The following is a 20,261-nucleotide window of genomic DNA, read 5'->3' as shown; positions in this document are numbered from 1 at the left end:
CACGACATCAAACCAACAAGACAACAGGGGAACATCATGACCGCTTTCACGACCGACCGCCGCACGCTTCTGGCTGGCGCCGCCGCACTTGCCGGCCTCTCCGCCCTGCCCGGCCGCGCGCTCGCGCAGGGCGCCCCGATCAAAATCGGCACGCTGACGCCGCTCACCGGCGCCGGCGGTCCCTATGGCCCGGTCATGGTCAAGGCGGTCAAGGCCGTCGTCGACGAGGTCAATGCCGCAGGCGGCGTGCTCGGCCGCAAGGTCGAGCTGATCTCGGAAGACGACCAGACCAGCCCGGAAGCCGGCGTGCGCGCCGCCCGCAAGCTGATCGATGTCGATAAGGTCTCGGCCATCCTCGGCACCTGGTCCTCCGCGGTCACCACCGCCGTGGCCCCGCTGTGCTGGGAATCGAAGACCTTCCTCGCGACTGTCTCCGGCGCCGATTCGATCACGCAGCTGCCGCATCAGGGCTACCTGATCCGCACCCAGCCGAACACGACGCTGCAGGGCCGCAAGTTCGGCGAGTTCTGCATCGCAGAGAAGGCCAAGCGCGTCTTCTTCCTCTCGCCGCAGACGCCCTTCGCCAAGAGCCAGTTCGACAACATCACCGAGGCCGTGAAGAAGGCCGGCGGCGAGACCGGCTCGCTGATCTATGACGACAAGAAGCCGGCCTATCGCAGCGAGGTCGACGAGGTGCTGCGCTTCAAGCCCGACGCGATCATCTTCGGCGGCTACACGCCCGATACCGCCGTCATGCTGAAGGACGCCTATCGCGCCGGCTATACGGGGCTGAAGGTCGCCTTCGGCTATGCGGTCAACCAGAAGCTGGTCGAGAGTGTGCCGGCCGAGGTGGTCGACAAGACCTTCACCATCGCGCCCTCGCCGGCCGAGGGATCCAAGGCCTATGCAAGGCTGGTCAAGATGATCGGCGTCGCCTCGCCCGATCCCTACACCACCCAGGTCTACGACCAGATCAACCTGATCCTGATGGCGATCGCCATCGCCGGCGACACGTCGGGCACCGCGATCAAGGATGCGGTCCGCAAGGTCAGCCAGGCGCAGGGCGGAGCCAAGGTCGACAACGCCATCGACGGGCTCAAGGCGATCGCCGCCAAGCAGCCGGTCGATTACGACGGCGCCAGCGGCCCCTGCGACTTCACCGAGACCGGCGACATCGCCGATTGCCAGTTCCGCTACGAGCAGGTTCAAGGCGGCAAGCTGGCGCTGGTGAAGATCGCGTGAGCCAGCTCCTGCAGGCGCTCATCAACGGGGTGATGACCGGGACGCTGATCGCCGTCCCGGCCATCGGCTTCTCCGCCATCTTCGCGGTGCTGCGCTATCCGAACTTCGCCATCGCGGCCTATGCCACCATCGGCGCCTTTGCCGCCTGGTGGGCGAATGTCGCGATGGGGCTGCCGATACCGGCCGCGCTCCTCGTCGCCTTCGCGGTGACCGGTTTCGTCGGGGTCGTCGCCGAGGAAACCTCGCTGAAGCGCCTGCGCGGCAACGGCGCGCTGATCGTGGCCATCGCCTCGATCGCGCTCAATCTCGTGCTGGAGAACATCGTCCGCTTCATCTTCGGCAACGAGATGCGCGGCTATGACCTGCCGATCGCGCGCGACATGCGCTTCGGCGACCTGCGCATCGGCCCGCAGCAGCTCCAGAGCCTGCTGCTCGCCGTCGCGATCATGGCGGCGATGTTCCTGTTCCTGCGCTATACCCGCTTCGGCAAGGCGATGCGCGCCGTCGCCGACAATCCCGACCTCGCCCGGCTCAAGGGCATCGACCCCGCGAAGATCGCGATCGTCACGCTCTTTCTCGGCGCTGGCCTGACCGGCGTCGGCGGCGTGCTGATCGGATTGGACACCTCGATCGACCCGCTCACCGGTTATCGCGTGCTGCTCTCGGTCTTCGCCGCCGCCGTGCTCGGCGGTCTGGGCTCGATCCCCGGCGCGGTCGCCGGCGCGCTGATGCTCGGCATCGCGGAGGAGCTTGCGCTGCTCGTCGTGCCCGCGACCTACCGCACCGGCGTCGGCTTCGTCGCGATCCTGCTGATGCTGACCTTCCGGCCGCGCGGCCTCCTCGGGGAAAGGGCCGCCTGATGCTGTCCTATCTGATCTTCACCCTGACGCTCTGCGCCATCTACGGCCTGCTCGCGCTCAGCCTGAACCTGATCTGGGGCAGCGCCGGCCTCGTCAATCTCGGCCTCGCTGGCTTCTTCGCCGTCGGCGCCTATGCCTCGGCTCTGGCGACCGGTGCCGGCGCGCCGGTGCTGATCGGCTGGGGCGCGGCGCTCGTGGTGGGCGCGGCGGTCGGCCTCGTCGTCACCTTCGCGACGCTACGCTTGCGTGACGACTATCTCGCCATCGTGACGCTCGGTTTCGCCGAGGTGATCCGCCTCGTCGCGCTCAACGAGCGCTGGCTGACCAATGGTTCGGACGGCATCTCCGGAATCAAGGCGCCGCTCAAGGCCGAGCTCGGCACGCAGAACTTCGCCTGGTTCTATCTCGGCCTCGCCACGCTGGTGCTGGTGATCGTCTGGGCGCTGCTGCGCCGCCTCGATGCCTCGCCCTATGGCCGCGCCTTGAAGGCGATCCGCGAGGACCAGCAGCTCGCGGCGTTCGCCGGCAAACCGGTCTTACGCTTCAAGCTCCAGGCCTTCGCGCTCTCGGCGGCGATCGCGGCGCTGGCGGGCGCGCTCTATGCGCATTTCCAGTCCTATGTCTCGCCGGACCATTTCCAGCCGCTGATCACGATCTACATCTTCCTCGCCGTCACCGCCGGCGGTGTGGGACGGCCGAGCGGCGCCGTGCTCGGCGCCTATCTGGTCGTGATCTTCCTGGAGGCGACGCGCTTCATCACCGAATGGGTGCCCGGCCTCCAGCCGGTCCAGCTCGCCGCCACGCGCGAGATGCTGATCGGCATCGCCCTCATCCTCGTCCTGCACCTCAAGCCGCAGGGCATCCTGCCCGAGCGCATCCCGAAGGCGCCGGTTCCCCCGACGACCGCCTGAAGCAAAGAAGGCCTGCCCATGTCCGACGATCTCGCCACCCTCTCCGCGCTCATCAAGGAGCCCGGCCAGCCCGATACGGTCTTCAAGGCCTTCGAGGACATCACCCGCCGCCTCGTCGGCCACGAGCTGTTCACGCTGCTCTATGTCGACGGGCAGGAGGTCGCGCGCATCTATTCCAACCGGCCGACCGAGTACCCGGTCTCCGGCCGCAAGACGATGGGCCCGACGCCCTGGGGCAAGCATGTGCTGGACGGCCGCCAGCCCTATCTCGGCAAGGACAAGGCCGGCATCCGCTGGGCCTTCTTCGATCATGAACTGATCGAAAGCATGGGGCTCGGCTCCGTCATCAACATCCCCGCGATCTATGACGGGAAGGTGGTCGGCACGATCAACCTGCTCGCCCCCGAGCACCATTACCGCGAAGAGCATGTCGCGCCGGTCGAGCGGCTGGCGCCGCTGCTGGTACCCGGCTTCCTCGCCGCGCGTGCCGCCAACAAGGCCGCCTGATCTCCTCCCTTTAGCCGTTTCGAAGGAACAAGCCCGTGGCTTCCACCCTCTTCACCAATGCCCGCATCGTCGACGGCTCGGCGCCGGAGGCCGGCGCGCCCGTCAGCGTCCTCGTCGAGGGCGGCACCATCCGCGAGGTCGGCAAGTCGGTGACCTCGGCCAAGGCCAAGGTCGTCGACCTCAAGGGCAAGACCTTGATGCCCGGCCTGATCGACGCCCATGTCCATGTCATCGCCTGCCTCGCCGATCTCGGCGCGAATTCCCGCCTGCCGGATTCGCTGGTCACCGCCCGCTCCTTCGGGATCATGCGGGCGATGCTGATGCGCGGCTTCACCACGGTGCGCGATGTCGGGGGTGCCGATTTCGGCCTGAAGCAGGCGACGGAGGAAGGCGATTTCCCGACGCCGCGCCTCGTCATCTCCGGCAAGGCGCTCAGCCAGACCGGCGGCCATGCCGATTTCCGCGGCCGCTATGACGACCGCCCGAGCGTGATCGAACGCCATCGCCTCGGCGCGCTCGGCCGCATCTGCGACGGTGTCGACAAAGTCCGCCGCGCGGCGCGCGAGGAATTGAAGGGTGGCGCCGACTTCATCAAGATCATGGCCAATGGCGGCTGCGCCTCGCCGACCGACCCGATCCATTTCCTCGGCTTCTCGGTGAGCGAGCTGGAGGCCGTGGTCGAGGAAGCCCGGATGGCCGGCACCTATGTCTCGGCCCATGTCTATACCGACGACGCCATCCGCCGCTGCGTCGAGGCCGGCGTGCATTCGCTGGAGCATTGCAACCTGATCAAGGCCGAGACGGCGAAGCTCGCTGCAGCCAAGGGCGCCGTCGCGGTGCCGACGCTGGTGACCTATGACAAGCTGGTCTCGGACGGGCCGAAGCTCGGCTTCCCGCCGGATTCGGTCGCCAAGGTCGATGTCGTGCGTTCGGCCGGCATGGAATCGCTCGCGATCATGAAGAAGGCCGGCCTGACCATGGCCTATGGCAGCGACCTGCTCGGCGAGATGCACAAGTACCAGTCGGAGGAGTTCGTGATCCGCGGCCGCGCCCTGCCGGCCCATGAGGTCATCGCCTCGGCGACCCATATCGCGGCCAAGCTCCTGAAGATGGAAGGCCTGATCGGCACGGTCGCGGCCGGCGCCCATGCCGACCTGATCGTCGTCGACGGCGACCCGCTGAAGGACCTCTCGCTGCTGACCCGCCAGGGCCGGCATATCCCGCTGATCATGAAGGCCGGCGCCTTCATGAAGCGCGCCAGCCTGAACTGATCGCATAGGCCGGCGGGGCATATCGCCCCGCCGTGCATTCTCCGGCTATGGCGCGGCCGGTTTCTTCGCCATAGTGCCCTTCGGCCGCCGACGGATTCGAAGGTTGTGAAGCGACTGCCTCTCCTGCTCGTTGCATTCTGCGCCGTCACCCTGAGCGGCGTGGCGCAGGCCGCCAGCGATGCGGGCGAGATCGTCAGGCTGGCCATCCGCCGCCACGATATCCAGGCGACGATGCCGGTGCCCGAGCCACGCCAGCCGGGCTGGCTCGACTGGCTGAAATTCGACCTCTCGCCCGATACACTGCGCATCCTGCTCTGGGGCGCCGTCATTCTCGGCGTGGCCGTGACGCTCTGGTCCCTGCGCGACAGCCTGCCCGCCTTCAGCCGCTCGCGCCGGATCAAAGCGGCCGAGACAATGTCCGGCTTCTCCGACCCCTCCGGCCGGATGGAGGAAGCACAGCTCGAGGCGGACGATCTCGCCAGACGAGGGCAATATGGCGAAGCCATGCATGTGCTGCTGCTGAAGAGCCTCGCCGAAATCCGGTTGCGGCTCGGCACCAGCTTCGCGGTGTCGCTGACCAGCCGCGAGATCCTGCGCCGGGTTGCCCTGCCACAGAGCGGGACCGGCGCGCTCGGCGCGATCGTGCAATCGGTCGAGCAGACTTATTTCGGCGGGCGGCCCGCCGGGCAGGAGGACTATCTCGGCTGCCGGCAGGAATTCGAGACACTGCGGCGCTCCCTTGCGACAGGGCCGGCCTGATGGGGGGAATAACCTTCCAGCCGCGTATCCTGGCCGCACTCGCTGCCGCGCTCTTCGCACTCTTCGCGGCATCTCTGCTGCTGACGGGGATGGGCGGGCGCGAGGCGGGCGGCCTCGCCTCCGGCGCCAACAGCTATTCCAGCTCCGCCGTCGGGCATCTCGCCTTCCACGATCTGCTCGATGGCCTCGGCCACAAGACGGTGCAAGCCGAGGACCGCCCGCTTGCCGCCGTCGGCGAGAACGGCGTGCTCATCCTCGCCGAGCCCTCCGGGAGCCTCGCGGGCGAGGAGAATCGCAACAAGCTCCGGATCGCCGGCCGCATCCTGCTCGTCCTGCCGAAATGGACCGTGAAACCGGGCGAGCGGCGCAAGGACTGGATCGGCGAGGCGGAACTGGCTCCGGTGCTACAAGTCCAATCCGTGCTCGGCGCTGCCGTGAGCGGCGGCGATATCGTCCGGGCCAAGCCGCCGGCCTCCTTCCAGAAGACGATTCCAGCGGCGGACCCGACCGTCCAGGGCGAGCTCCAGCTCATCAAGGGCTCCAACCTCACGCCGCTGATCTCGACGCCGGACGGCATCCTGCTCGGCGAATTGCGGCAGGGCAACCGCCGGACGCTCGTGCTGGCCGATCCCGACCCGATCGAGAACCACGGCATCGGCAAGGGCGGGAACGCCACCTTCGCACGCGACATCGTCGCAGCCCTGCTGGACGGCAGAAGCGGCACGCTGGTCTTCGACGAGACCATCCACGGCTTCAGAAGATCGCCGCCGAACCTGCTGAAGTTCCTCTATGAATTCCCGCTTAACCTCGTGCTCGTCCAAATCCTGGCTGCCGTGGCGCTATTGCTCTGGGCCGCGATGGGGCGCTTCGGCGCGCCGCTGCCGGCACCGCGTCGGCTCGATGCCGGCCGGCATGCTTTGATCGGCAATGCCGCGGCGCTGGTCGACTATGCCGGGCACCATGCCGCGATCCTGCAACGCTATATCGCCATGACGCTCCAGGACGCGGCGCGGGCCTTGCGCGCTCCCGCCGGGCTCCAAGGTGCCGCGCTTACCGCATGGCTGGCGCGGGCTTCAGAGGCACGCGGCATCGATCCGAAACCCCTCTCAGGGCTGGGCGACAGCCCTGCGGCCGGCCCCCGCAATCTCGCCTCGCTGCTTGCCGCCGCGCAGGCCCTCCATCACTGGCGCAAGGATCTGCCGCATGGAACTCCGCGACGTCTCGACGATCACTGAAGCGCTTCGCGGCGAGATCCGCAAAGCCGTCGTCGGCCAGGACGAGGTCGTCGAGCTGATGCTCGTCAGCCTGCTCTGCGGTGGGCATGTGCTGCTGGAGGGCGTGCCGGGCACGGCCAAGACCCTGCTGGCGCAATCCTTCGCCGCCGGGTTGTCGCTGCGCTTCGGGCGCATCCAGTTCACGCCGGACATGATGCCGGGTGACCTGCTCGGCACCAATCTCTTCGATTTCCGCACCAGCAGCTTCAACCTGACGCGCGGCCCGATCTTCACCGACATCCTGCTCGCCGACGAGATCAACCGGACACCGCCCAAGACGCAGGCCGCGTTGCTGCAGGCGATGAACGAGCGCAACGTCACCATCGACGGCACGACCCATCCGCTGGGCGAGGCCTTCATGGTGGTGGCGACGCAGAACCCGATCGAGCAGCAGGGCACCTATCCGCTGCCCGAGGCGCAGCTCGACCGCTTCCTGTTCAAGGTCAACCTCGCCTATCCGAGCCGCGAGGAGGAGTTCGCCATTGTCGCGCGGCACGGGCACCGCGCCGCCATGCCGAAGCTCGCGGAGTTCGGCCTTGCCTCTATCGTCTCTGAGCAGGACCTGCTGGCGGCGCGGGCGCTGGTCGGGGGGATCGCGCTCGGCGAGCCTCTGGTCGGCTATATCGTCGACCTGATCCGCGCGACCCGCAGCCATCCGGCGATCGAGACCGGCGCCTCGCCCCGCGCCGCGACGATGCTGGCCTCGGCCAGCCGGGCGCGGGCCGCGACGCAGGGGCGCGACTTCGTCATCCCCGACGACGTCAAGGGCATCGCCTTGCCCCTGCTGCGGCACCGGATCGTGCTCGCGCCGAATGCCGAGATCGACGGGCTGGTCAGCGACAAGGTCATCCTGGAACTGATCGATCAGGTTGCCGTGCCGCGATGATCAGGCCGACCCCGCGCGCCGTGCTGCTCTTCGGGGCGACCGTGCCGGTCGCCATCGGCCTCATGATCCATGACCAGACGCTCTGGCCGATCGCGCTCGATCTCGGCCTGTTCGTGCTGGCGCTGATCGGGCTCGATGCCCTGCTCTGTGCCCGGCCGTCGCGGCTTTCGCTGACAGTCGATGCGCCGCCGCGCTTGTATATCGGCAGCGAGGGGCAATTGAGCGTCAGCGCCGCGATCGAAGGTGCGTCGCGGGCGGTGTCGATCCAGGTCCTGCCGGAGCAGAGCGGCGACACCGCGCCGCCCGAGCCAGCTCGGCTCGATGTCCCGCCGGGAGCCGTGGGTTCGGTCACGCTGCGGGTGCGTCCGCTCCGGCGCGGGCGGATCACGATCGAGGCGTTGTGGCTGCGCTGGCGCGGGCCGCTCGGTCTCGCCGGCCGGAGCCAGCGTCGGCCGCAGGCGCTCACGATCGACGTCGTGCCCGATATCCGCGGCATCGCCTCGGCCGCCGTGCAGTTCTTCAGCCGCGATGCGATCGACGGCATCAAGGTCCAGCGCCAGAAGGGCGAAGGCACCGAGTTCGAGGCGCTGCGCGACCATGTCCAGGGGCTCGACAACCGCTTCATCGACTGGAAGCACTCGGCCAAGCATCTCAAGCTGCTGTCGAAGGAATTCCGGATCGAGCGCAACCACCAGATCGTGCTCGCCTTCGACACCGGCTACCTGATGGCCGAGCCGATCGACGGCCTGCCGCGGCTCGATCACGCCATCCATGCCGGCTTGCTGCTGGGCTGGGTCGCGCTGCGCAGCGGCGACCATGTCGGCTCGTTCGGCTTCGATTCACGCATCCGGCAATATCTCCAGCCTTCGCCCGGCCGAAACGCCTTCGCCAGGCTCCAGAATGCGTCCGGCCAGCTCGGCTACCGTGCCGAAGAGACCAATTTCACCCTCGGCCTCGCCGAGCTGAACAGCCGCCTGAAGCGCCGGGCGCTGGTGGTGCTGTTCACCGAGTTCATCGACACGACGACGGCCGGACTGCTGCTCGAAAGCCTGCAGCGCATGGCCAACCGCCATGCCGTGATCTTCGTCACCCTGCGCGACCCGCTGCTCGCCGATATCGTCGATGCCGAGCCCGCCGGCTTCCGGCCGGTGGCCGAGGCGGTCGTCGCCCGCGACCTGCAGCGCGAGCGCGCCGTCGTGCTGGAGCGGCTGGCACGGATGGGCGTGCATTGCCTGGAGATCCCGCCACGCGGCCTCGCCGTCGGTCTCGTCAACCGCTACCTGACCATCAAGCAGAGGGGGCTGCTATAGAACCGCTTCGCCCTTCCGCCGTTCCGCCGCCGGCCCCGGTCGCGACCGTGACGCTGCGCAGCGCCGAATTCCGCCGCAGCCGCGAGACGGCCTGGCGGATGCTCGACGGTCTCGTCTCGCGTGTCGAGAAGAAGGGCCTGTCGCGCCTCTCCGCCGAGGAGTTGCAGGAACTGCCCTTGCTCTATCGGACCGCGGCCTCTTCGCTTTCCGTCGCCCGCTCGATCGCGCTCGACCGCAACCTGATCCTCTATCTCGAAGGGCTGGTGCTCAGGGCCTTCTTCGTCGTCTACGGGCCACGCATCGGCATCCTCGAAGCGCTCGGCGGATTCCTGAAGCGCGGCTTCCCGGCTGCCGTCCGCGCGGCCGGCTGGCACATCCTGCTGGCGACGCTCGCCATCGCCGCCGGAATCGCCATCGGCTACCTGATGGTGCTGCCCAACGAAGCCTGGTTCGGCATGCTCGTGCCCGAGAGCATGGCCGGCGGGCGCGGGGCTGCGAGCACCGCCGACCAGCTGCGCCGGACCGAGATCTTCGCGCCCTGGCCCGGATTCGTCGATTCCTTCGTCGTCTTCGCCAATTTCCTGTTCCGCCACAACGCGACGATCGGGATCATGACCTTCGGGCTCGGCGTGCTCGGCGGCGTGCCGACATTGCTGCTGCTCGGCTACCAGGGCCTCGTGCTCGGCGCCTTCCTGGCGCTGCATTACAATCGCGGCCTGCTCGTCGATTTCATCGGCTGGATTTCGATCCATGGCGTGACCGAGATCGGCGCATTGATCCTGTGCGGCGCCGGCGGGCTCGTCATCGCCGAGAAGATCCTGTTTCCGGGTCGCTACAGCCGCCTCGACAGCCTGGCCATGGCCGGCAAGGCGGCGGCCGGGCTCGCCGGCGGAGCGGTGCTGATGCTCTTCGTCGCGGGGATCATCGAGGGCGGCCTGCGCCAGCTCATCGCCTCGACGCCCTGGCGGCTGGCGATCGGCGCGGCGACCGGCGCCTTGTGGACCGCCTATTTCCTCCTGAGCGGCAGGCGCTGAACCCATGGCCCAGCGACTTGACCGCATCAACCGCCTGCTCGACGGCACCACCCGCAACCGGCGCGAGATCAGTACGCCGGAGGGCGTGACGCTGGAGGTCGACATCGCCAACCACGGCGAGCGGCTCGTCGCCTTCCTGATCGACTTCCTGTTCTGGATGCTGGCGACCGCCCTGCTCTTCCTCGTGCTGGGCCTGACCCTGCTCCACGGCGTCACCGGCTCGGTGACGGTCACGGTCGTGCTGTTCCTGTCCTTTCTGCTCCGGAACCTCTACTTCATCCATTTCGAGCTGCAGAGCCAGGGCGCGACGCCGGGCAAGCGAATCGTCAACCTGAAGGTGATCGACCGCAGCGGCGGCCCGTTGCTGCCCGGCGCGATCGTCGCCCGCAACCTGACGCGCGAGGTCGAGATCTTCCTGCCGCTCGGGCTGTTCTTCGCCGTGCCGAAGATCGGGGCCGGCGCGGAATTCTGGACGGCGGCGAGCTATTTCGGCTGGGCGGTCGCGCTCTCGGCCCTGCCCTTCTTCAACCGCGACCACCTGCGGGCCGGCGACCTGATCGGCGGGACCATGGTCATCTCGGTGCCACGGCGGGCCCTGCTGGCCGAGCTCGCGGAGGCGCAGAGCCGCTTCGTCTTCAGCCGCAAGCAGCTCGACGCCTATGGCGCCTTCGAATTGCAGGTTCTGGAGGAACTGCTGCGCCGCCCGTCCTCACCCGACACGCACAGCATGCAGCGCCAGGTCTGCGAGAAGATCCGCCGCAAGATCGGCTGGACGGAAGAGGTTCCGCCAGTCGAGACGCTCGATTTCCTCAGGGCCTTCTACACGGCCGAGCGGGCGCATCTCGAAGGCGAGCAGCAATTCGGCCGCTACCGCGCCGACAAGCACGAGCCGGCTGCGACCGGCCCGTGAGGGCCTGCCGCAGTTCGGCAAGCTTGCGTCAGTCGAAGACGCTCGCCAGCGTATCGAGGTCGATACCTTCCTTGGCCATGCGCAGGTCGTGATAGATCACGGCCGAGAGCACGGCACCGAAAGCGGTCGAGATGACCTGCCAGGCAAAGCCGAGAATATCCCCGATCAGGCCGCCGCCACCGATCCGCGCCAGCACGAGAGCGCCGACCAGGGCGATGACGATGACCAGCAGGAAGAGCCCGAAGATCTGCCAGCGATAGCCCTTGGTCAGCGCGACGCTGCGGCTCATGCTCGCCGTCACCCCGGTCTTCTCGATGACGCAGGCGGGGATCGCGACATAGAGCATGCAGCCGATGATGGCGCCCGGCACGACGAACAGCAGGAAGCCGAGACCGGTCGCGAGACCGACGAGGATGCCGACACCGATGACGGGAACGGCACGTGCGAGCCCGATCCGCAGGGAGTCGCCGATGGTGAAGGGCTGTTGGCGCATCTCCTGGAAGGCACCGTAAAGGCTCGTCGCCTGCGCCACGGTCTGGAGTACGAAGGTCAGGAGCCCGGTCAGCACCGCACCGAAGGCGATGCCCGACGGCGAGGGGGCACCTGACGACAGCGCGCCCAGCGTCAGCAGGAAGATCGGGATCATCGGCACAAGCGCCAGCAGGGCGAACTTGCCGAACTGTCGTCCGAGGATCGCGAAAGTCTTGTTCATGACCGAGCCGATGCGAAACTGCCCGGGCGCGGCGGTAAATCCGCCGGTCGATGTGCTGCTCATGAGGAACCCCGCCGCGAATGAGGCGGAATAGTGGCACGCCCCGTATAGCGGCACAATCCGCGGCAACGCGGGCTACGCGCTTCGCATCAAGGTCTCGCGCAAGCCGAGAAGCGTTTCGCACACGGCTTCCAGCTCGCGGATGTCGAACCCATCCCGCAGCTCCGGAATGTGACCCGCGACCCTGCCGCCGAGGATGCCGGTAAAGCTCGCCCTCCCCTGGGACGACACGACGAGGCCGTTGGCCGCCTCGAAGGACGCGTTCCAGGCGATGGCGTCCTCGCGCGTCAGCCCCGGCGGCAGATCGAGTTCGAGCCTGCCGCCCGCGAGCCGGACCGGATAGCCGCCGGGCAAGCCATCCGGGCCGGGCACATGCCCCTGCCAGGGCCGGCCCGCCGCCATGGCGAGCAGCATCGGCACGCCGCTCGCGCCGGAAATCTCGATCACCGGCTCGGGCGTGAGCTGGATATCGGCGAAGCGGGCATAGACGTCGGCGACCTCCTCGCCATCCAGCCAGACGCACGGGGCGCGTCCGTCGCGTTCCTCGGGACGGCGGCGCCAGGCTGAAAGGTTCTGGTAATGCGCAAGGACCTTGACCGCGGTGCCGGCAGGCACTGCGGCCGAGCCGGCGAAGACGTTGGACAGGATCGCGACATTGCCCATGCCGCAGGCGACATCGTGTCCCATCGCGCGGATCATCCCGTTGACCACGTCGGGGAAGCTGCAATTGACCAGGGTCACCGGCTTGCGGCTGCGCGTGATGGCGGCGGCGACGCGGGCGCTGATCAGCGCCTGAAAGACGGCCGTTGCGCTCAGGCCACCCTCGGCGACGAGGCGCGTCCAGGCATTGCCGCTCTGGGCGATCACCTGAGAGGTCTGGATCGAGGCGGCCTGCACGACGATGCGCGGGCCGGTCGCCGCGAGCAGCGTGTCTGAGGCGTCCGGAGCAAGCAGATCGATCGCATGAGTGGTGAAGCGCGCCTTCGCTCCAAAGAGCGCGGCGCGGGCATTGGCAGCCGTGCGCAGCCAGTTCAGCCGTTCGAGATTGCGGCCGGCGATGACCACATCGACCGGCTCGCGGGCCGTGGCGGCGATGTCGAAGGCGATCCGTGCGGCGAAACCGCCGGTGCCTGAAATGAGGATGTCGCAGCCGGCCATGTCAGCGCCCCGTCCCGGCCCGGTCCCAGCAATCGTCGAGCCGGGGCGAGAGCCTGTGCTTCATGATGCGCTGGCTCGCCGTGCGCTCGAACTCGTCGACGAGGGCGATGTAGCGCGGGTTCTGGTAGGGTGCGAGCCGCTGGCCGAGCCAGCCGGACAAGGCCTGCGGATCGATGATCGCGCCATGACGCGGCTTGACGAAGAGCTTGATGTCCTGCTCGCCGATATCGGCGGCAACGCCGATCATGGCGCAATCCTCGACCGCGTCGTGCTCGGCGGCAACGTGCTCGACCTCCCAGGCCGAAACGTTCTCGCCGCGGCAGCGCACGCTGTCGGTCATGCGGCCGTGAAAATAGAGATTGCCATCGGCGTCGAAGGAGCCGAGGTCGCCGGTATGGAGCGCGCCGTTGCGCAGGGCCTTCGCCGTCGCTTCGGGATTGTCGAGATAGCCGGGGAAGATCGCGCCGGGGATGCTGGTCTCGACGATGATCTCGCCGCGCTCGCCCGCCGCGACGGGCTTGCCCTCGCCATCGAGCAGCCTGACGGTGAACCAGGGCATCGGGCGCCCGACCGAACCGACCACGCCGCTGGTATTGCAGGTGGTCAGGCTGGAGGCTTCCGTCATGCCGTAGCATTCGCGGATCTCGGTGCCGAAACGATCGCGGAACTGCGGCCAGATATCGGCCGGGCAGCCGCCGCCCCAGGCGATGCGCACGCCATGCTCGCGATCGCCAGCGGAAGGCGGCTGCTTCAGCAGGATCTGCAGGATGCCGCCGAGATAGTGGATATGGGTCGCGCCCTCCTCCCGGACCTGCGCCCAGAAGCGGCTGGCGCTGAAGCGCTCGACCATGGCCAGCGTCACGTCGCGGATCATCGGCAACGGCAGAAGCTGGGCGCCGCCGATGTGATAGAGCGGCTCCCAGACGAAGAAGACATCGCCCGGCTTTGCATCGGACAGGCGGACGACGCTCTCGGCCGCCAGCCGCAGCATGCGGTGCGAGACGATCACGCCTTTCGGCCGCCCGGTCGTGCCGGAGGTGTACATGATCGCGAACACGGCATCGGCTGCCGGTGCCGGTTCGTCGAAACGCACGGGCGTGGCGAGCACGGCGTCGAGCGCGCCGTCCGGCGCATGGAGCAGCACCGGCAGGGTCGCATCCGGCCCCATCGCCTCGGCGATCTGCGGCGCGAGCTCGGCATCGGCGACGACGAGGCGCGGGCTGGAATGCGTCAGGAGATAGTTCAGCCCCTCGCCGCGCTGCTGGGCGTTGACCGGCACCCAGGCGACGCCGGCCCGTGCGAGACCGAAGACCACGGCGATGGTCGCGATGGAATTGCGCATCATCACCGCGACACGGTCGCCCGCGACGATGCCCTGCGCCCGCAGATGCGCCGCGAAGGCGGCCGAGCGCCGCTCGATCTCGCCATAGCTCACCGGCTCGCCGCCGAAGCGGGCATAGATGCGGTCCGGCTCGGCGGCTGCGCGCGCGGTCAGGAGGGCTACGAAGCCGTCTTGGTCTGGGGAGGTCATGGTTGCGCTTCGGTCGACAGGATCAGGAAGAAGAGGAGGAGCGGAAGCGTTCGGCCAGGAGCAGCATCACCGTCACGACCACGAAGACGACGACCGAAACCGCGGCAAGCGTCGGGTTGAGCTGCAGGATCATGTCGTCCCACATCTGCTTCGGCAGGGTCGTCTTGACGCCGCCCGAGATGAAGATCGCGATGGTCAGTTCGTCGAAGGAGGTGATGAAGGCGAAGAGGAAGGCCGCGACGAGGCCGCCTTTCACCAGCGGGATCGTCACGCCCGTGAGGGTGCGGACACGGTTGGCCCCGAGGGTCGCTGCCGCCTGGTCGAGCCGCTGGTCATAGGTCTTGAGCACGGCGGCGATGGTGACGAGCGTGAACGGGATCGCGAGCACCGTGTGGCCGATGATCAGGCCGAGATCGGTGGCGACGAGACCGATGCGGGCGAAGAGATAGAACAGCCCGACCGCGATGACGATGCGCGGCACGATCATCGGCGCGAGGAAGAAGGCGAAGATCAGCCCGCTCCAGCGCGTGCGGCTATGGGCCAGCGCCAGCGCCGCGAAGCCGCCGATCGCGGTCGCAGCCAGCGCCGTGGCGAAGGCGACCATGAAGGAACGGATCGTCGCCTGAATCCAGAGCGGCGATTCGAAATAGGTGCGGAACCAGCCGATTCCGTAGCCCGGCGGCGGGAATTCGAGGAATTGCGAGGAGGTGAAGGCGAGCGGGATCACCAAGAGCGTCGGCAGCACGAGGAAGCCGATGACGAGCCAGCAGAAGCCCGGCAGCAGCCAGCCGCAGATGCGTTTGCCGAGGAGCCGCTGCGTCACCGCTGCGGCACGCCCGGCGATGTCGCCCACGACCCCGAGAATGGCGAGGCCGAGATCGCGGATGCGCCCGGCCCCGGCCTGCGCTGAGCCGCCGGCAATCGTCGAGATGCCGAAGAGCCGGTCGTAGATCCAGCAGGAGACCAGCGCCGCCGCCAGCATCATCGCGGCCAGCGCCCCGGCGAAGGACCAGTTCAGCAGCTCCTGCACCTGGGTGATGATGAGCTGCGCCAGCATCGTCTCCTGCCGCCCGCCGAGGAAGGCCGGCACGATGAAGAAGCCGAGCGAGGAGATGAAGACGAGCAGGCCCGCCGCCGCGACGCCCGGCAGGGAGAGCTTGAAATAGACCAGCCAGAAGGCTCGCGCCGGCGCGGCGCCCAGCGTCTGCGCGGCCTGGACGAGGCGGCGGTCGATGCCGGTCATCACCGGCAGCATGGTCATCACGGCGAGCGGCACCATGGCATGGACCATGCCGACCATCACGCCGAACATGTTGTGCAATAGCGGCAGGGGCTGGTCGATGAGGCCGGAGCCCGTCGCTAGCGAATTGATGATGCCGCTGCGGCCGAGCACGATCATCCAGGCGAAGGTCTTGACGAGATAGCTCGTCCAGAACGGCACCATGACGAAGAGCAGCATGCGGCCGCGGAACATGTCGGGCAGGCGTGCCAGCCAATAGGCGAGCGGATAGCCGATCAGGAGCGACCAGAGCGCGGTCCAGCCGGCGATGCGGAAGGTGATGCCGAGCACGCGCAGATAGACGTCGGTCGCGGCGATGCGCCGATAGGACTCGGTCGACAAACCGCCATTCTCGGGGTCGACGACGCTGAGGCCGAGCAATTGCGCCACCGGCCAGGCGAAGAAGACCGCGAGGAAGAGGAGACCGGGAACCGCCAGCCACAATGGGCCGAACCGGAACCCGCTCCGGCGCGCCGGAGCCGCTCGTGCCGCGACCGCGCTCATGCGACCAGCACCGCCTTGTCGCGGGCCCAGCCGGCGACGATGGCCTGATCGATGGCGGGCACCGGATCGTCCGGCCCGAGCCGCAGCACGAGGGGGCTGCCATCGCCGAGCGCGGCGATGACGCGCGTCTCCGAGCCGGCATAGACGATCTCGCTGACCCGGCCGCTGACGGCGTTGCCGTCGCGCTCGCCGAGATGGAGGTTCTCGGGCCGGATGACCAGCGCCGCATCCTTGCTCTGGCAATGGGCGCCACGCGGCAGGGCGAAGCGGCCATGCGGGGTATCGAGCGCGCCGTTGCCGTCCCAGCTGCCGCGGAAGATGTTGGAGATGCCGATGAAATCGGCGGCGAAGGCGGTGCGCGGGCGCTCGTAGATCTCGCGCGGCGTGCCGAGCTGCTCGATCTTCGCGTGGTTCATCAGGCAGATGCGGTCGGACATCGCGAGCGCCTCCTCCTGATCGTGCGTGACGTAGACGATGGTGGCGCCGCTCTCGCGGTGCAATCGCTTGATCTCGATCTGCATGTGCTCGCGCAGCTTCTTGTCGAGAGCGCCAAGCGGCTCGTCCATCAGGATGATCGAAGGCTGGTAGACGAAGCAGCGCGCCAGCGCGACGCGCTGCTGCTGGCCCCCGGACAATTCGCGCGGGAAGCGCCCGGCGAGATGGCCGAGATGGACCATGTCGAGCGTGGACGCGACCCGGCCGGCGATCTCAGCCGAGGGACGCCCACGCATCTTGAGCGGAAAGGCAATGTTCTCCGCCACGGTCAGGTGCGGGAAGAGCGCGTAGTGCTGGAAGACGAGGCCGATATCGCGCTGGTGGACCGGCATGTTCGACTGGTCGCGCCCGTCGATCACCACTCGGCCCTCGCTGGCCTCGACGAGGCCGCAGATGAGCTGGAGCAGCGTCGTCTTGCCGGAGCCCGAAGGCCCCAGCAAGGTGAGGAACTCGCCCTCGGCAACGCTGAGCGAGCTGGGCTCGAGGGCCGTGGTCGCGCCGTAGCGCTTGCCAAGTCCTTCGATGACAAGCTTGCCTTCGATGACCAGCTTGCCCGTGTTCGGCTCGCGCACAGCCATCCCGGCCCCCGCCCCCGTCGCCATCAGGCCAGCAGCCAGGCGTTGAAGCGCTCGGTGACCTTGGAGCGGTTGGCACTCCACCAATCCTCGTTGGCGATCGCCATCTGCTTCAGGTTCTCCGGCGAGGTCGGCAGGACCTTGGCACGATCGGCTGCGATCGTCTGGTAGGCGTCGAGATTGGTCGGGCCGTAGGCGAGCGCCTCGGTGAAAGCGGCCTGCGCCTTCGGATCGGAGCAGAAGCGGATGAACTGGCGCGCGACATCCGCCTTCGGGCCGCCCTTCGGCAGGCCCCAGCCCTCGATCGAGTAGAGCCCCTGGTTCCAGACGATCTTTGCCGGCGTGCCGCCGTCGATCGCGGCCTGCAGGCGGGCGTTCCAGCCCGGCAGCATGTCGACCTCGCCGCTCTGCAGGAGCTGCGTCGACTGGGCGCCGCCCGTCCACCAGACCGCGACATGCGGCTTGATCTTGTCGAGCACCTTGAAGGCGCGCTCGATATCGAGCGGATAGAGCTTGTCGAGCGGCACGCCGTCGGCGAGCAGCGCCTGCTCGATCGTGTCGATCGGGTTCTTGCGCAGCGCGCGCCGGCCGGGGAACTTCTCGACATTGAAGAAGTCGGTCCAGCTCGCCGGTGCGTTCTTCACGCGGTCGGTGCGATAGGCGAAGACGGTCGAGTAGACGTCCGTGCCCATGAACTCGGCCGAGATCGCCTCCGGCATCAGCTTCGGCACGTCGGCATGCGAGAAGCCGATCGGGTCGAGCAGGCCCTGCTTCTTGAGGATGTCGCGGGCCGAGAGCGTCAGCGTGCAGACGTCCCAGGTATAGGACTTGGTCTCGACCATCGCCTTGAACTGGGCGGTGGGCTCGGCCTCGCGGGCGACGTTGACGACCTTGTTGCCGGTCGCCTTCTCGAAGGGATCGTAGAAGGCCTTGCGGAAGGCCGGGCCGAACGGGCCGCCGGGATCGGCGACCGTGATCTGCGTCGCGGCACGCGCCGTGCCCGACAGATAAGGCGCGGCGACCGCGCCGGCAGCAACGCCGCCGGCGAGTTGCAGCAGGGTGCGCCGGGTCGGCTTCGTGGTCAGGTTCGTCATCGTCTTCTCCCCTTACAAGCGGTTTTCCGCATTTCCCCGTGGGTGGTCAGATGGTCAGGCGGTCTTGCGCGCGGCGCGCTTGGCGAGGAATTCCTCCATCATCCGGGCCGGTTCGCCGGTGGCGTAGGCCGCGCGCTGATTGCGGATGCCGGCGGCGAGGCATTCGCGGAAGCTCTCCTCGGTGACCTCGCGGAAGCGGGCCTTGTTGAGGCGCATGGCGACCGGCGGCTTGCCGGCGAGCTCCTCGGCCAGCGCGAGCGAGGCCTGCATCACCTGTTCCTTCGGCACGATCCGGTTGATCAGGCCGATGCGGAAGCATTCGTCGGCATCCATCATCCGCCCGGTCAGGGTCAGGTCGATGGTGCGGGCGATCCCGATCATCTCCTTCATGATCCAGGGGCCGGTGACCGAGGCGATGCCGGAATTGATCTCGGGCTGGCCCATGGTGACCCCGTCATGGCCGATGCGCAGGTCGCAGAGCAGCGCCACCTGGAAGGCGGAACCAGCAGCGACGCCGTTCAGCGCCGCGATCAGCGGCTTGGAGAGCGAGCGCATGCGGTCATAGAGCCGCTCCCATTCCCCCATCCAGAGCTCTGCGCGATCAGGGTCGAAGGTCTTGGTCTCGTTCAGGTCCTGGCCGGCGCCGAAGGCGCGCTCGCCGGCACCCGTCAGGACGATGGCACGGACGGCCTCGTTCGCCTCCAGCTCGTCGAAGCAGGCGACCAGCCGCTCGCGCATCGGTGCGTTCCAGGCATTCAGGATCTCGGGGCGGTTGAGCGTGATGATGCCGACCGCGCCACGCAACTCGACCAGAACAGAGTCCTTCATAGCGCTCTCCGATGAGTTTTTATTGCAATGCGATAATTTCTATTGCTTATTCTGCGCGAACGACCCAGCTTGTCAAGATCGTTAGCCGCAGCCATTGATCGCGCCGAGGAGAGCAGGCCCGATGACGATGCCCGAAGAGAGAGAGACCGGCCGCAAGCGCGCGGCGCAGCCGCCCGATCAGGCCGGCCGCAAGGACGACGCGCTGATGGTCAATTCGGTCGAGAAGGCGTTCCGGGTGCTCTCCGCCTTCGGCCGCCAGCACCCGACGCTCAACCTGTCGCAGGTCGCCTCCGAGACCGGGATGGATGTCAGCGCGGCCCAGCGCTTCACCCATACGCTCACCAGGCTCGGCTATCTCCGCAAGGATGCGCAGACCAAGCGCTTCGAGCTGACCGCCAAGACACTCGATCTCGGCTATCATTTCGTGCGCAGCAGCCGCCTGCTCGACCGGGCGATGCCCTATCTCATGCATCTCAGCAAGGAGACGGAGGAGACGGTGAACCTCACCGTGCGGGAAGAGACCGAGATCATCTTCGTCTCGCGTTTCCTGAGCCGGCACGTCCTCAACACCGACGTCATCATCGGCACACGCATGCCCGCCTATGCCACGGCACCGGGCATCGCGATGCTGTCGCGCCTGCCCGAGAGCGAGGCGATGGCGATCATCGATGCGTCCGACCGCAGGGCGCATACGCCCTCGACGACCTGGGAGCGCGAGGCCCTGCGCGAGAAATTGCGCCAGTCGGCCGCCCAGGGCTACGCGACCGCCTTCGAGGAGGTCTATCTCGGCGATGCCTCGATCGCCGCGGTGGTGGTCGACCATCACGGCCGCCCGGAGGCCGCCGTCAACATCGCGACCTCGACCTCGCGCTACAGCCACGAGGAGGTCGTCTCGCGCTTCTCCTCGCTGGTCATCGCCGCCGCCCACGCCATCTCGCGCGTCTGAGGAAACCAGGCCGATGGCCTTGACAGGACATCCTTTGATTTATCAAAATCCACGAACTTCTATTGCATTGAGATAAACCTGAGGTCGCATGGACCGTTCGCAGGCCCAGTTCCGC

The 20,261-nt window shown here is 67.8% G+C and carries 19 protein-coding genes; 12 read left to right on the top strand and 7 right to left on the bottom strand.

The features are described from left to right. Positions 1-36: 36 nt before the first annotated feature. The 11 genes from BLQ70_RS17015 to BLQ70_RS16965 all read left to right on the top strand — a co-directional run bounded on the left by BLQ70_RS17015 (position 37) and on the right by BLQ70_RS16965 (position 10,964). Complete coding sequence (locus tag BLQ70_RS17015) at positions 37-1,242, top strand: ABC transporter substrate-binding protein (protein ID WP_091859010.1); 1,206 nt, start codon at positions 37-39, stop codon at positions 1,240-1,242. Next, on the top strand, positions 1,239-2,102 hold the full coding sequence (locus BLQ70_RS17010) for a branched-chain amino acid ABC transporter permease (RefSeq protein WP_244492850.1): 864 nt from the start codon (positions 1,239-1,241) through the stop codon (positions 2,100-2,102). The genes BLQ70_RS17015 and BLQ70_RS17010 overlap by 4 nt, the downstream gene beginning before the upstream one ends. Beyond that, the gene (locus tag BLQ70_RS17005) at positions 2,102-3,013 is read left to right on the top strand and encodes a branched-chain amino acid ABC transporter permease (protein ID WP_091859007.1); all 912 of its coding nucleotides are present in this window, start codon (positions 2,102-2,104) and stop codon (positions 3,011-3,013) included. Before BLQ70_RS17010 ends, BLQ70_RS17005 begins: the two co-directional genes overlap by 1 nt. An 18-nt stretch (positions 3,014-3,031) precedes the next feature. Continuing rightward, positions 3,032-3,520: a GAF domain-containing protein gene (locus BLQ70_RS17000; protein WP_091859004.1), complete on the top strand. Its 489-nt coding sequence runs from the start codon at positions 3,032-3,034 to the stop codon at positions 3,518-3,520. A 35-nt stretch (positions 3,521-3,555) separates the two neighbouring features. Then, positions 3,556-4,791, top strand: coding sequence for a metal-dependent hydrolase family protein (locus BLQ70_RS16995; protein ID WP_091859001.1), 1,236 nt, complete (start codon positions 3,556-3,558; stop codon positions 4,789-4,791). 105 nt (positions 4,792-4,896) lie between these two features. Next, positions 4,897-5,550 carry a DUF4129 domain-containing protein gene (locus BLQ70_RS16990; RefSeq protein WP_244512061.1) on the top strand — a complete coding sequence of 218 codons (654 nt, stop codon included), beginning with the start codon at positions 4,897-4,899 and terminating at the stop codon, positions 5,548-5,550. Further along, a complete protein-coding gene (locus BLQ70_RS16985; protein WP_091858998.1) occupies positions 5,550-6,785 on the top strand; it encodes a DUF4350 domain-containing protein in 1,236 nt (411 codons plus the stop codon). The genes BLQ70_RS16990 and BLQ70_RS16985 overlap by 1 nt, the downstream gene beginning before the upstream one ends. Further along, positions 6,754-7,710 (top strand): AAA family ATPase, encoded by a 957-nt coding sequence (locus BLQ70_RS16980; RefSeq protein ID WP_091858995.1) that lies wholly within the window; start codon positions 6,754-6,756, stop codon positions 7,708-7,710. Before BLQ70_RS16985 ends, BLQ70_RS16980 begins: the two co-directional genes overlap by 32 nt. Then, on the top strand, positions 7,707-9,020 hold the full coding sequence (locus BLQ70_RS16975) for a DUF58 domain-containing protein (protein WP_091858991.1): 1,314 nt from the start codon (positions 7,707-7,709) through the stop codon (positions 9,018-9,020). The genes BLQ70_RS16980 and BLQ70_RS16975 overlap by 4 nt, the downstream gene beginning before the upstream one ends. Positions 9,021-9,067: 47 nt before the next feature. After that, positions 9,068-10,054, top strand: a complete 987-nt coding sequence (locus BLQ70_RS16970) for a stage II sporulation protein M (RefSeq protein WP_244492851.1) — start codon at positions 9,068-9,070, stop codon at positions 10,052-10,054. Positions 10,055-10,058: 4 nt separating this feature from the next. Next, positions 10,059-10,964 carry an RDD family protein gene (locus BLQ70_RS16965; RefSeq protein WP_091858988.1) on the top strand — a complete coding sequence of 302 codons (906 nt, stop codon included), beginning with the start codon at positions 10,059-10,061 and terminating at the stop codon, positions 10,962-10,964. Between the two features lie 28 nt (positions 10,965-10,992). Here BLQ70_RS16965 and BLQ70_RS16960 read toward each other — a convergent pair whose 3' ends face one another. The 7 genes from BLQ70_RS16960 to BLQ70_RS16930 form a co-directional block, all read right to left on the bottom strand. Continuing rightward, positions 10,993-11,739: a hypothetical protein gene (locus BLQ70_RS16960; protein WP_091858985.1), complete on the bottom strand. Its 747-nt coding sequence runs from the start codon at positions 11,737-11,739 to the stop codon at positions 10,993-10,995. Positions 11,740-11,811: 72 nt separating this feature from the next. Next, complete coding sequence (locus BLQ70_RS16955; RefSeq protein ID WP_091858982.1) at positions 11,812-12,894, bottom strand: hypothetical protein; 1,083 nt, start codon at positions 12,892-12,894, stop codon at positions 11,812-11,814. Between the two features lies 1 nt (position 12,895). Then, positions 12,896-14,425, bottom strand: a complete 1,530-nt coding sequence (locus BLQ70_RS16950; protein WP_091858979.1) for a class I adenylate-forming enzyme family protein — start codon at positions 14,423-14,425, stop codon at positions 12,896-12,898. Positions 14,426-14,447: 22 nt separating this feature from the next. Continuing rightward, positions 14,448-16,208: an ABC transporter permease subunit gene (locus BLQ70_RS16945; RefSeq protein ID WP_091858976.1), complete on the bottom strand. Its 1,761-nt coding sequence runs from the start codon at positions 16,206-16,208 to the stop codon at positions 14,448-14,450. Next, complete coding sequence (locus tag BLQ70_RS16940) at positions 16,205-17,281, bottom strand: ABC transporter ATP-binding protein (RefSeq protein WP_091858974.1); 1,077 nt, start codon at positions 17,279-17,281, stop codon at positions 16,205-16,207. Before BLQ70_RS16940 ends, BLQ70_RS16945 begins: the two co-directional genes overlap by 4 nt. 23 nt (positions 17,282-17,304) lie before the next feature. Beyond that, positions 17,305-18,372 (bottom strand): ABC transporter substrate-binding protein, encoded by a 1,068-nt coding sequence (locus tag BLQ70_RS16935; protein ID WP_091858972.1) that lies wholly within the window; start codon positions 18,370-18,372, stop codon positions 17,305-17,307. A 54-nt stretch (positions 18,373-18,426) separates the two neighbouring features. Further along, a complete protein-coding gene (locus BLQ70_RS16930; RefSeq protein WP_061968208.1) occupies positions 18,427-19,200 on the bottom strand; it encodes an enoyl-CoA hydratase/isomerase family protein in 774 nt (257 codons plus the stop codon). 121 nt (positions 19,201-19,321) lie between these two features. On the opposite strand from BLQ70_RS16930, the gene BLQ70_RS16925 reads away from it, so the two are divergent. Beyond that, positions 19,322-20,146 (top strand): IclR family transcriptional regulator, encoded by an 825-nt coding sequence (locus BLQ70_RS16925; protein WP_244512060.1) that lies wholly within the window; start codon positions 19,322-19,324, stop codon positions 20,144-20,146. Positions 20,147-20,261 lie beyond the last annotated feature (115 nt).

Source organism: Allobosea robiniae (assembly GCF_900102525.1).
GTDB classification, from domain to species: Bacteria; Pseudomonadota; Alphaproteobacteria; order Rhizobiales; family Beijerinckiaceae; genus Allobosea; species Allobosea robiniae.
This window is presented reverse-complemented; position numbering and strand designations above follow the sequence as displayed.

Excerpts from the sequence above, each read along its gene's own strand:
- BLQ70_RS16955 (WP_091858982.1), bottom strand. The coding sequence starts at position 12,894 with ATGGCCGGCTGCGACATCCTCATTTCAGGCACCGGCGGTTTCGCCGCA.
- BLQ70_RS16950 (WP_091858979.1), bottom strand. The coding sequence starts at position 14,425 with ATGACCTCCCCAGACCAAGACGGCTTCGTAGCCCTCCTGACCGCGCGC.
- BLQ70_RS17000 (WP_091859004.1), top strand. The coding sequence starts at position 3,032 with ATGTCCGACGATCTCGCCACCCTCTCCGCGCTCATCAAGGAGCCCGGC.
- BLQ70_RS16925 (WP_244512060.1), top strand. The coding sequence starts at position 19,322 with ATGACGATGCCCGAAGAGAGAGAGACCGGCCGCAAGCGCGCGGCGCAG.
- BLQ70_RS16935 (WP_091858972.1), bottom strand. The coding sequence starts at position 18,372 with ATGACGAACCTGACCACGAAGCCGACCCGGCGCACCCTGCTGCAACTC.
- BLQ70_RS16975 (WP_091858991.1), top strand. The coding sequence starts at position 7,707 with ATGATCAGGCCGACCCCGCGCGCCGTGCTGCTCTTCGGGGCGACCGTG.
- BLQ70_RS16940 (WP_091858974.1), bottom strand. The coding sequence starts at position 17,281 with ATGGCTGTGCGCGAGCCGAACACGGGCAAGCTGGTCATCGAAGGCAAG.
- BLQ70_RS16985 (WP_091858998.1), top strand. The coding sequence starts at position 5,550 with ATGGGGGGAATAACCTTCCAGCCGCGTATCCTGGCCGCACTCGCTGCC.
- BLQ70_RS16965 (WP_091858988.1), top strand. The coding sequence starts at position 10,059 with ATGGCCCAGCGACTTGACCGCATCAACCGCCTGCTCGACGGCACCACC.
- BLQ70_RS16980 (WP_091858995.1), top strand. The coding sequence starts at position 6,754 with ATGGAACTCCGCGACGTCTCGACGATCACTGAAGCGCTTCGCGGCGAG.
- BLQ70_RS17005 (WP_091859007.1), top strand. The coding sequence starts at position 2,102 with ATGCTGTCCTATCTGATCTTCACCCTGACGCTCTGCGCCATCTACGGC.
- BLQ70_RS16960 (WP_091858985.1), bottom strand. The coding sequence starts at position 11,739 with ATGAGCAGCACATCGACCGGCGGATTTACCGCCGCGCCCGGGCAGTTT.
- BLQ70_RS16945 (WP_091858976.1), bottom strand. The coding sequence starts at position 16,208 with ATGAGCGCGGTCGCGGCACGAGCGGCTCCGGCGCGCCGGAGCGGGTTC.
- BLQ70_RS16930 (WP_061968208.1), bottom strand. The coding sequence starts at position 19,200 with ATGAAGGACTCTGTTCTGGTCGAGTTGCGTGGCGCGGTCGGCATCATC.
- BLQ70_RS17015 (WP_091859010.1), top strand. The coding sequence starts at position 37 with ATGACCGCTTTCACGACCGACCGCCGCACGCTTCTGGCTGGCGCCGCC.